The organism is Pseudomonas sp. FW305-28 (assembly GCF_017351395.1).
GTDB lineage: Bacteria > Pseudomonadota > Gammaproteobacteria > Pseudomonadales > Pseudomonadaceae > Aquipseudomonas > Aquipseudomonas fluorescens_AA.
In genome coordinates, this window is record NZ_JACNDD010000052.1 from 1 (window position 1) to 12,981 (window position 12,981).

Sequence of the window (12,981 nt, forward strand, 5' to 3'; positions counted from 1 at the left end):
TTGGCTGGTTTGGGGGGTAGAGGAAGTGGGGGCAGTCGCTCGGCGGGAGCGATGCAGCCTTTTTCAGCAATCACTTGCTCCCACCCCCCTATCAGCATTTGCCCATTGTTCGGGCCGAATGAACCTTAGGATCTGCTTCATTGTTCAACAACCCTCATGATAAATTCCCCGCCGCGACCTCTAATCAATAGAGGGCATTCAGGGAGAGAAGTAAGTGATCAAGTCTTTGTTGGTTGGGGCATTTCTGGCAATGGCATCAGCATCGGCATCTGCGATGAGTTGCGATAACCCTAGAAACGCCTATGACAGAACCTATTGCGCGTCGCTGAAAATGGTTCAGTCGGATCAGGAAATCAACGAGCAGTACAAGAAGACGATGAGTGCCCTGAACCCGGATCAAAAGAAAAAAGTGAAAGCCGCTCAGATCCAGTGGATCAAAAATCGTGACAGCGCCTGCTCCAACGATGGCCTGCTCTACTTGGACTGTGCCAATGAGAAGACCGAGGCGCGTATCGTCATACTCAAAGCTGTCGAGCGCGAGTGCCGTGCTGCCGGTTGTGACGACGCCAAGCTGTCGCAAGTCGAGTAACCCGTAAACATTGAGCACGTCGGGCTTGCCCTAACGCCAGTCAGTTAAGCCCCGTGGGAGCAAAGCTTGCTCGCAATTGGGGTGAGCCAGTCGACAACGCTTTTGACTGGTCTGCCGCCATCGCGAGCAAGCTTTGCTCCCACTGGTTTGTGTCGTTTTGATCCTTAACTGACTGGCATTAGCCCTTCCCCCTTTTTCATGCCTGGCGCTGGCTAGTCACTCTCAGTGCTACGCAGCGCCACGCTCGACCATGGCACGCCATGCCTGGACGCTGGAGCGCTCCTGCATCCTGGCGTGCCATGTTCGAAGCGCCACGCACTCTTCAGGCACGGGGAGTTGCACCAGCGAGGCGAAGATCATGCCGCCCAGTACCGCAATGTCGGCCATCGAAAACTTGTCGCCCGCCACAAAGGGCCGGTCTTTGAGAAGGTTGTCGAAATAGCGCATGCCCCTGATCGCCTTATCGCCCATCCGGGCGCCCCACTCGGCATTCTGGTACAGCTCGACATCGGGGCCGAGGCCCGGCGTGGCATGGTGGAAGTACGCGCTGACGGCGTCGAGAAACTCGATCTCGGCACGTTTGGTCATCATATGGATGATGCCTTTTTCAACAGGCGTTTCGCCCGTCAACGTCGGATGACCGTCCAGGCTATCCAGGTACAGGGTGATCGCCGTGCACTCGGCGATCCGCGTCCCATCGTTCAGCTCCAGCACGGGCAGTGTCCCGGAGTAATTGATGGCCAGGAACTCGGGTTTCTTGTGCTCGCCGGCCCAGAGATTCACCGCTACGAATTCGATGTTCGGCAGCAATCCTTTTTCCGCCAGCGCAATGCGGACGCGGGCGGGGTAGGGGCCGTTGAACCAATCGTAGATTTTCATCGTAGGAACAGTGGAAACATCAACGCGCTGTTGTGGGGAAGTCATGATTCAAGCACCTGCCTGTCAATTGGTAGGTAAAGACTGAGCCGCCGATTTAGTGCTGTCAATCCCCTACCTGACAATTGGCAGGTAAACGGATCTGCGCGTAGAATCGCCGTTACCTGAGTGAGTCGAATCTCGAAACGAGGCTGCAACGTGAACGAAAATGCTCGAGAAGCCATCTTGGCGGCAGCGAAAGCCGCTGCCCAATTGCACGGTTACAGCGGTATCAATTTCCGTAGCATTGCCGACCAGGTGGGCATCAAGAACGCCAGCATTTACTACCACTTTCCGAGCAAGGCGGGCCTGGCTGCGGCAGTTGCTGAACGCTACTGGCAGGACGCGCTGCGCATGCTTGAAGCGATACGCGCCGCCCATACCGATCCGAAGGCGTGTGTACGGCTGTACCCCTCCATTTTTCGAAAGTCGCTTGAGGACGGCAACAGGCTTTGTCTGTCCAGCTTCATGGCAGCCGAATACGAAGACCTTCCCGATGAAGTGTCGCGAGAGATCAGGGCTTTTGCGGACGTCAACGTGGCGTGGCTCGCCCAGGTACTGGCAGATGCTGGAACAGGTAGCGCAGAAGAATGTGAACGCCGAGCCCGCGCCATTTACACCGCTGTTGCGGGTGCCCAGTTAATCGCGCGAACGCGGGCGGATGTCGGCCTGTTCGATGATCTGATTTTGAGCTACCGGGAAGCAGGGTTGATTCCAGCCTGATCCTGTAAAGCCAGATGATGCCGTTTGGCTGTAGGAATGGTTGGGGCTACTTCGCAGCCCAGCGGGAGCAAGCTCCCTCGCCACGGGGTTTTGTTCAATTGGGGCCGTGGGTGTAATTCAGTTGTTTGCATTGGTGGCCGGGTGCCACAATCGCCATTTTAGTTGCATCACGATCAGGTGGATCAAATGGATGGCCCAAGATCTCGGAACGGCCAAGCTTTTTTCATAGCCGAGCAGGTGCGAACTGACCGATTGCAGCAACTGTTTCGCCAATCCGTTTCTGCGGTTTTCGGCAGTTACCTGGCTGCCATCATGTTGAGTTGGCTGTGTTGGGATCGGTTTGAGCACAGCGCTATTCTTTGGTGGCTGGGCATCCTGACCGCATCGACGCTGTTGCGTATCGCGATGTTCGTCGCCTATTTTCGCAGCCCCGAAAGTGAGCGTACGCCTCAACGCTGGGAGCGCCGATACTGGATCACGCTGGTGTTATCCGCCAGCATCTGGGGCGGTGGTGCGTTTGTGGTCATGCCGGCGGACGATCTGTTGTCCCAGGCGTTGGTCATGCTCTTTACCGTCGGGATGACCGTCAGCGCGGTGTCCTGCTATTCGGCCTACCGCGATATGACGCTGGTCTCCATTGGCCTGGTGCTGTTTCCATGCACCGTCTGGCTGCTGTTTCAACCGTCCCCGATCCAAGTCGGCATGGCCCTTTCGATCCTGGTGTTCGCGGCATTTGCGGCCCGCGCCACGCACAAAATGTCCCAGGCACTGGAAATCGCCTTTCGTCTTACCCGTGAAATGGAACAGGCGAACAGCATTTCAACCCGCGCCGCACAAACCGATGAACTGACCGGCCTGAAGAGTCGGCGGGCTTTTTTCGAGCATGCCCAGCAGCTCTATGACGAATGCAAGACCAACCGGTTAGGGTTGTGCGCCGTCATGTTGGACATGGATCACTTCAAGCACATCAACGACACCTATGGCCATCAGGTCGGGGATCAGGTTTTGCGCGAGATGGGGCTGGTCATCAGTTCGTCGTTTCGGGCGACGGACATTCATGGCCGGCTGGGTGGGGAAGAGTTCGCCATTCTGCTTCCGGACACGTCCATCGAGGTTGCTACCCAGATTGCGGAACAGCTCATCGATACGATTGCGGGTTTGATGATCGAGCCTGTTCACTGCATAACCGCCAGCCTTGGCGTCGCGTCTACGGAGGCCTGTAATAAGGATCTTCACAGCTTGATGAACGATGCGGATAAGGCCCTGTATCGGGCGAAAGCGTTGGGGCGTAATCGGGTCGCTGTTGCTTAGTCGGGTTGGCTTTGCATCATTAGATCCCCCCACGCTACATCACATTCCAGAAGCGGAACGCTGAGTGTCCCCGGCAGCGTTCCCACGCGGGAGCGTGGGAACGATCGAGAAACCCTGAACGCCCTCTCTTCAAAGGCCTGCAATTACGCAGGCACTGACCCCTGGCACCTCCTTCTCCTTGGCTCACCTCGCGGCGGGTGATACTGCGCGGCCCCGAAAATAAATTCCTTTTTAGATCAACTGGTTAATTCAAAAGTGATAATTTTTTGAAAATTTATCTTGCGCGCAAAGTATTTGAACGTTAACTTTATCTCAACTGGTTAGCGCACAAACATTTAGCGCAGACCAAACCCGAACTCGATTAGCCCATTCAGCAAGAGGAAACACCATGAACGTTCTCTATACCGCAGTCGCAACCTCCACCGGTGGCCGTGATGGCCGTGCGGTTTCCAGCGACAAGATTCTCGACGTGAAACTGGCCACGCCAAAAGCCTTGGGTGGTGCCGGTGGTGAAGCCACCAACCCTGAGCAACTGTTCGCAGCCGGCTACTCGGCCTGCTTCATCGGCGCACTGAAGTTTGTCGCCAGCCAGAGCAAACGCAGCATTCCTGCCGACGCCTCGATCACGGCACACGTTGGCATCGGCCAGATCCCTGGCGGTTTCGGTCTGGACATCGACCTGCACATCAACCTGCCAGGTCTGGATCAAGCCGATGCCCAAGCGCTGGTCGACGCGGCTCACCAGGTTTGCCCGTACTCCAACGCGACACGCGGCAACGTCGACGTCCGTTTGCACGTCACCGTCTAACTCACTCACATACGAATAAAAGGATCAGGACATGAACACTTTCCACAAGACTCTCGTTGGCTCGCTTCTGGCACTGTCCCTTGGCAATGCGTTCGCGACTTCTTTTGATCAACCCTCGTTTGCTGAAGGTGGTTCGGATCGACTGATCGAAAAACGTGTCGCTGAAGGCGGTTCCGATCGGCTCATCGAAAACCGCGTCGCTGAAGGCGGCTCCGATCGCTTGATCGAAAAACGCATGGCTGAAGGCGGCTCGGATCGCCTGATCGAAAAACGCGTCGCTGAAGGCGGTTCGGATCGCTTGATCGAAAAACGCGTCGCTGAAGGCGGCTCGGATCGCCTGATCGAAAAACGCGTCGCTGAAGGCGGTTCGGATCGACTGATGGAAAACAGAGTGGGCTGAACCATCCCCTCACCACTCCAACGCCGGTCGAATCAACCCATGTTGCTTCCAAAACAAAAAACGCCGCTTATCTCTCATGAGGAAGCGGCGTTTTTTTTCAACGTGTCGTAGGCCTCTAAACGATGCTATCCACCACACCACCATCGACACGCAGCGCCGCCCCCGTGGTGGCCGAGGCCTGCTCCGAGCTGGCGTAGATGATCATGTTGGCAACTTCCTCGACGCGTGCCGCACGCTGGATGATCGAGGTGCTGCGGTGCTCGTTGACGAAATCCGCCGCGACCTTTTCCAGGCTTTCCCCACTGCGCTCGACGTCTGCCTGGAGCATCTGGGCAACGCCTTCGGAAAGCGTCGGCCCAGGCAGCACCGAGTTCACCGTCACGCCCGTGCCGGCAAGGCGCTTGGCCAAGCCGCGAGCGATGGACAGTTGGGCGGTCTTGGTGAAGCCGTAGTGGATCATGTCGGCGGGAATGTTCACGCCCGATTCCGACGAGATAAACACAATCCGCCCCCAACCGCGCTCGACCATGCCTTGCGCGTAGGCCCTGGAAACACGCACGCCCGACATCACGTTGGTTTCGAAGAAGCGTTGCCATTCGCTGTCCGGTGTTTCGAAGAAATCCTCCTGTTTGAAAATGCCCAGGTTGTTGATGACGATATCGAAGCTGGGGTGCTTGGCGATCAGTGCCTGGCAGCCTGATTCATTGCTCAGGTCGCCAACAAAACCGACGGCATTTGAAGCAAGGGTGCCCAGGCGCTGCAATGCGTCGTCCACGCTGCTCTGGCTGCGACCGTTGATGACTACATGAGCGCCGGCTTCGAGAAAGCCTTTGGCGGTCGCGAAACCGATACCGCTGGTAGACCCAGTGACCAGGACCTGACGTCCGGTGAAATCGATGTTCATGAGGGGGACTCCTTGATTAATGAACCAGAGGAAGTGCGATATTTCTGACTGGACGGTAGTCCGAAGGATTTAGAGATGGCTTTTCCATCCCAACGTCGCCGATATCGCAGGCCCTTAATCATGGACACGATTGAGGCTTTGCGCCTCCTCGTGCTCAAACAACCATCAGGAAGCCGACCGTACCGCCAGCTCATAGCCGGTCATGGGGAAGGGCCGCTGCGCAGCCCGGCGGGAGCAAGCTCCCTCGCCACACGGTTCGGTAGAGCCGGCTTTCAGGCCTGCGCGCTGAATCGCTGCGCGGCACGCCGTTCAAGCATCGCGGCTTCCGTCTCTTGGGTCGCCAGTTCGCCTTTGTGCGCCAGTTGGTTGAAAAACAGCCCGTCCGAAAATTCCTGGGGCGGCACCGAGCCGGCGCGCTTGAGCATCGGCGCCAGATCGATGGTGCTGGCGAAGTTTTCCTTGGTCAGACTGTAGCGGCCCAGGTAGCTGCCAGACCAAGGCGAGTCGGCATCCACCATGTCGATGGAGGCGTCGCGGAAGGCGCTGGCTGCGGCTTTCAAATCAGTGGATTCATTGAGCAGATCGGTGAGGCGCTGGGTTTCCGAGGTGCTTAGCTGCCCGGCGGTGTTGAGCACTTTCAGCTTGCCATCGGCCTCGACGGTGAAGCCGTATTTCTTGCTGGCCAAATCCGGGTGGGTTGCCGACAGCGTTGACTGGAATGCCTCGAAGGAGGTTTTCAATGTGTTTTTCGCGCTCTCGGTGATCGCGGCATAGCGAGGAAAATCTGGCGATTGGGATCGACCGACCCAGGTGGTAATGGCCACCAGTGGTTGCTCCACGGTCTGGGTTTCTTCACTGGGGTGGTAGATGGCTGCTGGGCCAGCGCTTGCCAGTTCCTTTACAGAGCCTGTTGGAGGATGAGTGACCAACTTCTGGTCGGAGCGGGTGAGGTGGGTGTTGGCGGGTGCAATAGAGGCAGCGCTAAGGGAGAGTTCCATTTCATCGGTCCATGATTGGCGGATACATCGGGTTATCGACAGCCGGGGACCGAGCTTTAGGAGACGAGATCGCGTGGGGTGAAGTCAGTTAGTTATGTGGCGGCTGTTAGGGCGCTATCGCGAGCAAGCTCGCTCCCACCAGGGATTTATGATGGACGCAATGCCTGTAAACAGCCCGGAAAAACTGTGGGAGCGAGCTTGCTCGCGATAGCGGTGGGTCTGCTTGCATCGATGTTGAGTGTGCCGCCGTCATCGCGAGCAAGCTCGGCTCCCACATAGGTACTCCCACATAGGGACTTGGGTGTTCACAGATCCTGCATTCACCACAAATCCCCGGCGCATATGAAGCAACAGATCTTCAGTACCACCGCGCCTCACCCGGCGGGCGCTTCTTGAAACGTTTCATGCTCCACATGTACTGGCTCGGGTAGGCCCGCACGTAGCGCTCCACCACTTGGCTCATGGCCGCGCAGGAGGTTTCAGTGTCGGTGCTGTACATCGCGTCAGGGGCAGCTTCGAGGATGACTTTGTAGCCGGAGCCGTCGGGCAGGCGCAGGGCGTGGAGGAAGACGCCGACCGCTTTGCCGCCAGCGAGCATGTTCGGCACGAACTTGCTGGTCAGGGCCTGGGTAGCGAAGAAGGGTACGAAGATGCCGGCGGATTCGGCCGGTTCCGGGTCGGCGGGGATGCCCACCTGGCCGCCCTTGCGCACTTCCTTGATGACGCTGAGGATGCCTTCCTTGGTCGACGCCGCGACCTTGTTGCCCAACTGGACGCGTTGCTTCTGCAGCAATTCATCCACCGCCTTGAGCTTGGGCGGGCGGTAGAAAATGATCGGTTTGCACTGGCTGCAATAGAAGTGGTTGAGCACTTCCCAATTGCCCAGGTGGCTGGTGATACCCACCACGCCTTTGCCGGAGGCCAGGGCTTCTTTCAGCACCTCCAGGCCTTCGACTTCGCGCACCAGGTCGATGGAGCGCTGGGCCGGCCAGATCCAGGCGCAGGCGCTTTCGGTCAGGGATTTGCCGATGTCCTTGAGGCTCTGGCCCACCAGGCGTTCGCGCTCGGCCGGGTCCATCTCGGGAAAGCACTTGGCGAGGTTGATCCGCACCACGTCGCGGGAACGGTTGGGAAATTTCCACATGAGCCAGCCAATCGCCGAGCCCACTGCCTGCACCGCTCGCCAGGGCAGCAGCGCAAACAACCGCAGAGCGCCGACCAGCAAGGCGCCTTTCAACTTATCCACAGGTCACTCCTGAATGTATGGGCCGTATTGCGAGCCGGCTATTCTAACCGCCGTTTACCAACTCGGCGTAGCGGTCGCAGTCCTGGGTGTGGTCCATGACCATGCCCGAGGCCTGCATCAAGGCGTAGCAAATGGTCGGCCCGACGAAAGTGAACCCGGCTTTTTTCAGGCCTTTGCTCATCGCCAGTGCCTCGGGCGTGATAGCCGGCACTTCGCTGCGGTCCTTGAAATGGTTGATGATGGGTTTGCCGCCCACGAACGACCAGAGGAACGCCACCGGGTCTTCCAGCGCCAGCCAGGCCTGGGCATTGCGACGGGCGGCCTTGAGCTTGAGGCGGTTGCGGATGATGCCCGGGTCGAGCATCAGCTCGTCGATTTCCGCGTCGCTCATCTGCGCCACGCGCTGCACATCGAAGCCGTACAACACTTCCCGGTAGCGCTCGCGTTTGCGCAAAACGGTGATCCAGGACAACCCGGCCTGGAACCCTTCGAGCAAAAGCAACTCGAACAAACCCTGCGCATCGCGCAGCGGCGTGCCCCACTCCTGATCGTGATAAGCCATGTACAACGGATCGTCAGAACACCAAAAGCAGCGTGGCATAAGGCTCCAGGGGGCGTGCGCACGAACGAATCGGGTATACTCCCGCTCTTTAAATCGCAGCCCAAGAAACAGGTGAATTTCGTGAGCCAGCCTACGCCAGCCGTGCGTACCTTCCAAGACTTGATCCTCGCCCTCCAGCAATACTGGGCCGAGCAAGGTTGCGTGGTACTTCAGCCCTACGATATGGAAGTAGGCGCCGGCACTTTCCACACTGCCACGTTTCTGCGTGCCATCGGCCCGGAAACCTGGAACGCCGCTTATGTGCAGCCCAGCCGCCGCCCGACTGACGGCCGCTACGGCGAAAACCCGAACCGCCTGCAGCACTACTACCAGTTCCAGGTGGTCCTGAAGCCGAACCCGGAAAACTTCCAGGAACTGTACCTGGGCTCCCTCAAGCACGTCGGCCTCGACCCACTGGTGCACGACATTCGTTTCGTCGAAGACAACTGGGAGTCGCCAACCCTGGGCGCCTGGGGCCTGGGCTGGGAAGTCTGGCTCAATGGCATGGAAGTGACCCAGTTCACCTACTTCCAGCAAGCGGGCGGCATCGAGTGCTACCCGGTCACCGGCGAGATCACCTACGGTCTGGAACGCCTGGCCATGTACCTGCAGGGCGTGGATTCGGTCTACGACCTGGTATGGGCCGACGGCCCGTTCGGCAAAGTGACCTATGGCGACGTGTTCCACCAGAACGAAGTGGAGCAGTCGACCTACAACTTCGAACACGCCAACGTCGAGAAGCTGTTCGAGCTGTTCGATTTCTACGAGAGCGAAGCCAAGCGCCTGATCGAGCTGGATCAGCCGCTGCCGTTGCCGAGCTATGAAATGGTGTTGAAGGCGTCCCATACCTTCAACCTGCTGGATGCACGCCGGGCGATTTCCGTGACCGCGCGCCAGCAATACATCCTGCGTGTACGCACCCTGGCGCGTTCCGTTGCGCAAGCCTACCTGCTGGCCCGTGCCAAGCTGGGCTTCCCGATGGCGACCCCGGACCTGCGTGATGAAGTGTTGGCTAAGCTGGAGGCTGCACAATGAGTGCTCAAGATTTTCTGGTTGAACTGGGCACCGAAGAACTGCCACCCAAAGCCCTGAACACCCTGGCCGATGCGTTCCTGGCCGGTATCGACAAAGGCCTGCAAGCCGCTGGCCTGAGCTACGAAGCCAAACAGGTGTACGCCGCGCCGCGCCGCCTGGCCGTGCTGATCACCGCCCTGGCGACCCAGCAGCCGGACCGCAGCATCAACCTCGACGGCCCGCCACGCCAGGCCGCGTTCGATGCCGACGGCAACCCGACCCAGGCCGCCCTGGGCTTCGCCAAGAAGTGCGGCGTGGACCTGAGCGAAATCGACCAGAGCGGCCCGAAGCTGCGCTACAGCCAGAGCATCAAGGGCAAGCCGACCGCCAGCCTGTTGCCGACCATCGTCGAAGACTCCCTCAATGACTTGCCGATCCCCAAGCGCATGCGCTGGGCCGCGCGCAAGGAAGAGTTCGTACGTCCAACCCAGTGGCTGGTGATGTTGCTCGGTGACCAGGTCATCGATTGCACGATCCTGGCCCAGAAGGCCGGTCGCGACTCCCGCGGTCACCGCTTCCATCATCCACAGAGCGTGCGCATCACCTCGCCGGCCAACTACCTGGCCGACCTGCGTGCGGCCTACGTACTGGCCGACGCCAACGAGCGGCGCGAGCTGATCAGCAAGCGCACCGAAGAGCTGGCCACCCTGCAGGAAGGCACCGCCATCGTGCCGGCCAACCTGCTGGACGAAGTGACCGCGCTGGTGGAATGGCCAGTGCCGCTGGTGTGCTCGTTCGAGGAACGTTTCCTTGAAGTGCCGCAGGAAGCGCTGATCACCACCATGCAGGACAACCAGAAGTACTTCTGCCTGCTGGACGCCGAAGGCAAGTTGCTGCCGCGCTTCATCACGGTTGCCAACATCGAAAGCACGGACCCGCAGCAGATCATCGCCGGTAACGAAAAAGTCGTTCGCCCGCGCCTGACCGATGCCGAGTTCTTCTTCAAGCAAGACAAGAAACAGCCCCTGGAAAGCTTCAACGAGCGCCTGCGCAACGTGGTGTTCCAGGAAAAACTCGGCAGCGTCTACGACAAGGCCGAGCGCGTTTCGAAACTGGCGGCATTCATCGCCCCACGCATCGGCGGCGACGCCCAGCGCGCGGCCCGTGCCGGCATCCTGTCCAAGTGCGACCTGTCCACCGAAATGGTCGGTGAGTTCCCGGAGATGCAAGGCGTCGCCGGTTACTACTACGCCCTCAACGATGGCGAGCCGCAGGACGTGGCCCTGGCGCTGAACGAGCAGTACATGCCCCGCGGTGCCGGCGCTGAACTGCCAACCACCCTGACCGGTGCGGCCGTGGCGATCGCCGACAAGCTCGACACCCTGGTCGGCATCTTCGGCATCGGCATGCTGCCCACCGGCAGCAAAGACCCGTATGCCTTGCGGCGTGCGGCCCTGGGCGTGTTGCGGATCCTGATCGACAAGCAACTGGACCTGGACCTGAACGACGCCGTGGCATTCGCCGTCAACGCGTTCGGCAGCAAGGTCAAGGCTGCCGGCCTGGCCGATGCGGTGCTGGAATTCATCTTCGACCGCCTGCGTGCGCGTTATGAAGATGAAGGCGTCGACGTCGCCACCTACCTGTCGGTGCGAGCCCTGAAACCGGGTTCGGCCCTGGACTTCGACCAGCGCGTACAAGCGGTGCAAGCCTTCCGCAAATTACCGGAAGCCGCCGCACTGGCAGCGGTGAACAAGCGGGTATCGAACCTGCTGGGCAAGGCCGAAGGCAACATCGCGGCCACCGTCGAAGCCAAGTACTTCGACAACGCCAACGAGTTTTCCCTGTACTCAGCGATCCAGCAGGCGGACCAGGCGGTCCAGCCAATGGCGGCGGCGCGTCAGTACAGCGAAACCCTGGCGCGCCTGGCGGCACTGCGCGAGCCGGTGGATGCGTTTTTCGAGGCGGTGATGGTCAACGCCGAAGATGCCAAAGTACGGGCCAACCGTTACGCGCTGCTGGCGCGTCTGCGTGGGCTGTTCCTCGGCGTCGCCGATATTTCGTTGCTGGGGTAACGCTTGAAACTGCTGATTCTCGATCGGGACGGGGTGATCAATCACGACTCCGACGCTTACATCAAATCGGTGGAGGAATGGTTGCCACTGCCCGGTTCGATCGAAGCCATCGCGCAGTTGAGCAAGGCCGGCTGGACGGTGGCGGTCGCCACCAACCAGTCGGGCATTGCCCGCGGTTATTACGACCTCACCGTTCTGGACGCCATGCATGAGCGCCTGCGCGCCCTGGTGGCGGAGCAGGGCGGGGAAGTCGGCTTGATCGTCTATTGCCCGCATGGGCCGGACGACGGCTGCGATTGCCGCAAGCCCAAGCCGGGCATGTTGAAAACCATTGCCGCGCATTACGATGTGGCCTTGGCAGGTGTGTGGTTCGTCGGTGACAGTCTCGGTGACCTGGAGGCGGCCAAGGCCGTCGATTGTCAGCCAGTTTTGGTAAAGACCGGGAAAGGCGAGAAGACTCTGGGCAAGACCCTGCCGGTGGGCACCTTGATTTTTGACGACCTGGCGGCGATTGCCGCTGAACTTATCCACAATTAGAGCTCCCAAGACATCCTGATCAAGGACTGTTCGGGAAGCGCTTGAACAGGCGGGCATTGCCCGCAACGGTAAACGCCGCTATGTCGATATTGCAGGCCATCAGAAGCTTTCTCTTTTACCTGCTGCTGGGCACCAGCTCCTTGCTGTGGTGCACCCTGAGTTTTTTTATCGCGCCCTTCCTGCCGTTCAGGGCGCGCTACCGTTTCATCAACGTGTACTGGTGCCGCTGCGCACTGTGGCTGAGCAAGGTGTTCCTGGGCATCCGCTATGAAGTGAAGGGCGCCGAGAACGTGCCGGACCGGCCCTGCGTGATCCAGTCCAACCATCAAAGCACTTGGGAGACGTTCTTTCTCTCGGCCTATTTCGAGCCGTTGAGCCAGGTCCTCAAGCGTGAGCTGCTGTTCGTACCGTTCTTTGGCTGGGCCATGGCCATGCTGCGCCCGATTGCCATCGATCGCGACAATCCCAAAGTGGCGCTCAAGCAAGTGGCGAAAAAGGGCGACGAACTGCTCAAGGACAACACCTGGGTGCTGATCTTCCCCGAGGGCACCCGTGTTCCTTACGGGACGATTGGCAAGTTTTCCCGCAGCGGTTCCGCATTGGCGGTGAACGCGAACCTGCCGGTGCTGCCGATTGCACACAATGCCGGCAAATTCTGGCCCAAGGCAGGTTGGATCAGAACACCTGGCGTCATCACCGTGGTGATCGGCGCACCGATGTATGCCGAAGGCACTGGGCCCCGCGCCATCGCCGAGCTCAATGACCGCGTACAAGCCTGGAATGAACAGGCACAACGGGAAATGGGCTCGCTTCCTCCAGGCCCTGTCGCGGAAGTCCCCACGGAACAAGCCGCTGTTTGAGAT

The 12,981-nt window shown here is 59.4% G+C and carries 14 protein-coding genes; 9 read left to right on the forward strand and 5 right to left on the reverse strand.

What is annotated here, in order from left to right:
- Window positions 1-214: 214 nt before the first annotated feature.
- Window positions 215-589: a lysozyme inhibitor LprI family protein gene (locus tag J4E53_RS14020; RefSeq protein WP_081015348.1), complete on the forward strand. Its 375-nt coding sequence runs from the start codon at window positions 215-217 to the stop codon at window positions 587-589.
- Window positions 590-817: 228 nt separating this feature from the next.
- Here the strand turns inward: J4E53_RS14020 and J4E53_RS14025 are convergent, their stop codons facing one another.
- Window positions 818-1,513 (reverse strand): glutathione S-transferase, encoded by a 696-nt coding sequence (locus J4E53_RS14025; protein WP_103310559.1) that lies wholly within the window; start codon window positions 1,511-1,513, stop codon window positions 818-820.
- Window positions 1,514-1,663: 150 nt separating this feature from the next.
- Between J4E53_RS14025 and J4E53_RS14030 the strand changes: the two genes are divergently transcribed.
- From J4E53_RS14030 to J4E53_RS14045, 4 genes are all read left to right on the forward strand, one after another.
- Complete coding sequence (locus J4E53_RS14030) at window positions 1,664-2,227, forward strand: TetR/AcrR family transcriptional regulator (RefSeq protein WP_060739893.1); 564 nt, start codon at window positions 1,664-1,666, stop codon at window positions 2,225-2,227.
- Between the two features lie 186 nt (window positions 2,228-2,413).
- On the forward strand, window positions 2,414-3,538 hold the full coding sequence (locus tag J4E53_RS14035; protein WP_103310557.1) for a diguanylate cyclase: 1,125 nt from the start codon (window positions 2,414-2,416) through the stop codon (window positions 3,536-3,538).
- Between the two features lie 388 nt (window positions 3,539-3,926).
- Window positions 3,927-4,346, forward strand: a complete 420-nt coding sequence (locus tag J4E53_RS14040; RefSeq protein WP_003196182.1) for an organic hydroperoxide resistance protein — start codon at window positions 3,927-3,929, stop codon at window positions 4,344-4,346.
- A 31-nt stretch (window positions 4,347-4,377) separates the two neighbouring features.
- A complete protein-coding gene (locus J4E53_RS14045) occupies window positions 4,378-4,746 on the forward strand; it encodes a hypothetical protein (protein WP_207268153.1) in 369 nt (122 codons plus the stop codon).
- A gap of 115 nt (window positions 4,747-4,861) precedes the next feature.
- On the opposite strand, the gene J4E53_RS14050 is transcribed toward J4E53_RS14045, so the two are convergent.
- The 4 genes from J4E53_RS14050 to J4E53_RS14065 all read right to left on the reverse strand — a co-directional run bounded on the left by J4E53_RS14050 (window position 4,862) and on the right by J4E53_RS14065 (window position 8,495).
- Window positions 4,862-5,650, reverse strand: coding sequence for an SDR family NAD(P)-dependent oxidoreductase (locus J4E53_RS14050; RefSeq protein ID WP_103310553.1), 789 nt, complete (start codon window positions 5,648-5,650; stop codon window positions 4,862-4,864).
- A gap of 272 nt (window positions 5,651-5,922) precedes the next feature.
- Window positions 5,923-6,648: a hypothetical protein gene (locus J4E53_RS14055; RefSeq protein ID WP_060739897.1), complete on the reverse strand. Its 726-nt coding sequence runs from the start codon at window positions 6,646-6,648 to the stop codon at window positions 5,923-5,925.
- A 358-nt stretch (window positions 6,649-7,006) separates the two neighbouring features.
- On the reverse strand, window positions 7,007-7,894 hold the full coding sequence (locus J4E53_RS14060) for a lysophospholipid acyltransferase (protein WP_060739898.1): 888 nt from the start codon (window positions 7,892-7,894) through the stop codon (window positions 7,007-7,009).
- Window positions 7,895-7,937: 43 nt separating this feature from the next.
- Complete coding sequence (locus J4E53_RS14065; RefSeq protein ID WP_060739899.1) at window positions 7,938-8,495, reverse strand: DNA-3-methyladenine glycosylase I; 558 nt, start codon at window positions 8,493-8,495, stop codon at window positions 7,938-7,940.
- A gap of 81 nt (window positions 8,496-8,576) precedes the next feature.
- On the opposite strand from J4E53_RS14065, the gene glyQ reads away from it, so the two are divergent.
- The 4 genes from glyQ (at window position 8,577) to J4E53_RS14085 (ending at window position 12,978) form a co-directional block, all read left to right on the forward strand.
- The gene (glyQ, locus tag J4E53_RS14070; RefSeq protein ID WP_003177094.1) at window positions 8,577-9,530 is read left to right on the forward strand and encodes a glycine--tRNA ligase subunit alpha; all 954 of its coding nucleotides are present in this window, start codon (window positions 8,577-8,579) and stop codon (window positions 9,528-9,530) included.
- A complete protein-coding gene (gene glyS / locus J4E53_RS14075; protein WP_060739900.1) occupies window positions 9,527-11,581 on the forward strand; it encodes a glycine--tRNA ligase subunit beta in 2,055 nt (684 codons plus the stop codon). Before glyQ ends, glyS begins: the two co-directional genes overlap by 4 nt.
- Before the next feature lie 3 nt (window positions 11,582-11,584).
- Window positions 11,585-12,118, forward strand: coding sequence for a D-glycero-beta-D-manno-heptose 1,7-bisphosphate 7-phosphatase (gmhB, locus tag J4E53_RS14080; RefSeq protein WP_060739901.1), 534 nt, complete (start codon window positions 11,585-11,587; stop codon window positions 12,116-12,118).
- An 80-nt stretch (window positions 12,119-12,198) separates the two neighbouring features.
- Window positions 12,199-12,978 carry a 1-acyl-sn-glycerol-3-phosphate acyltransferase gene (locus tag J4E53_RS14085; protein WP_060739902.1) on the forward strand — a complete coding sequence of 260 codons (780 nt, stop codon included), beginning with the start codon at window positions 12,199-12,201 and terminating at the stop codon, window positions 12,976-12,978.
- The last annotated feature ends 3 nt before the right edge of the window (window positions 12,979-12,981 follow it).

Bases quoted from the DNA above. Each gene is read 5' to 3' on its own strand.
- J4E53_RS14035 (WP_103310557.1), top strand. From the start codon at position 2,414: ATGGATGGCCCAAGATCTCGGAACGGCCAAGCTTTTTTCATAGCCGAG.
- J4E53_RS14065 (WP_060739899.1), bottom strand. From the start codon at position 8,495: ATGCCACGCTGCTTTTGGTGTTCTGACGATCCGTTGTACATGGCTTAT.
- J4E53_RS14045 (WP_207268153.1), top strand. From the start codon at position 4,378: ATGAACACTTTCCACAAGACTCTCGTTGGCTCGCTTCTGGCACTGTCC.
- J4E53_RS14040 (WP_003196182.1), top strand. From the start codon at position 3,927: ATGAACGTTCTCTATACCGCAGTCGCAACCTCCACCGGTGGCCGTGAT.
- glyS (WP_060739900.1), top strand. From the start codon at position 9,527: ATGAGTGCTCAAGATTTTCTGGTTGAACTGGGCACCGAAGAACTGCCA.
- J4E53_RS14055 (WP_060739897.1), bottom strand. From the start codon at position 6,648: ATGGAACTCTCCCTTAGCGCTGCCTCTATTGCACCCGCCAACACCCAC.
- J4E53_RS14050 (WP_103310553.1), bottom strand. From the start codon at position 5,650: ATGAACATCGATTTCACCGGACGTCAGGTCCTGGTCACTGGGTCTACC.
- J4E53_RS14085 (WP_060739902.1), top strand. From the start codon at position 12,199: ATGTCGATATTGCAGGCCATCAGAAGCTTTCTCTTTTACCTGCTGCTG.
- J4E53_RS14025 (WP_103310559.1), bottom strand. From the start codon at position 1,513: ATGACTTCCCCACAACAGCGCGTTGATGTTTCCACTGTTCCTACGATG.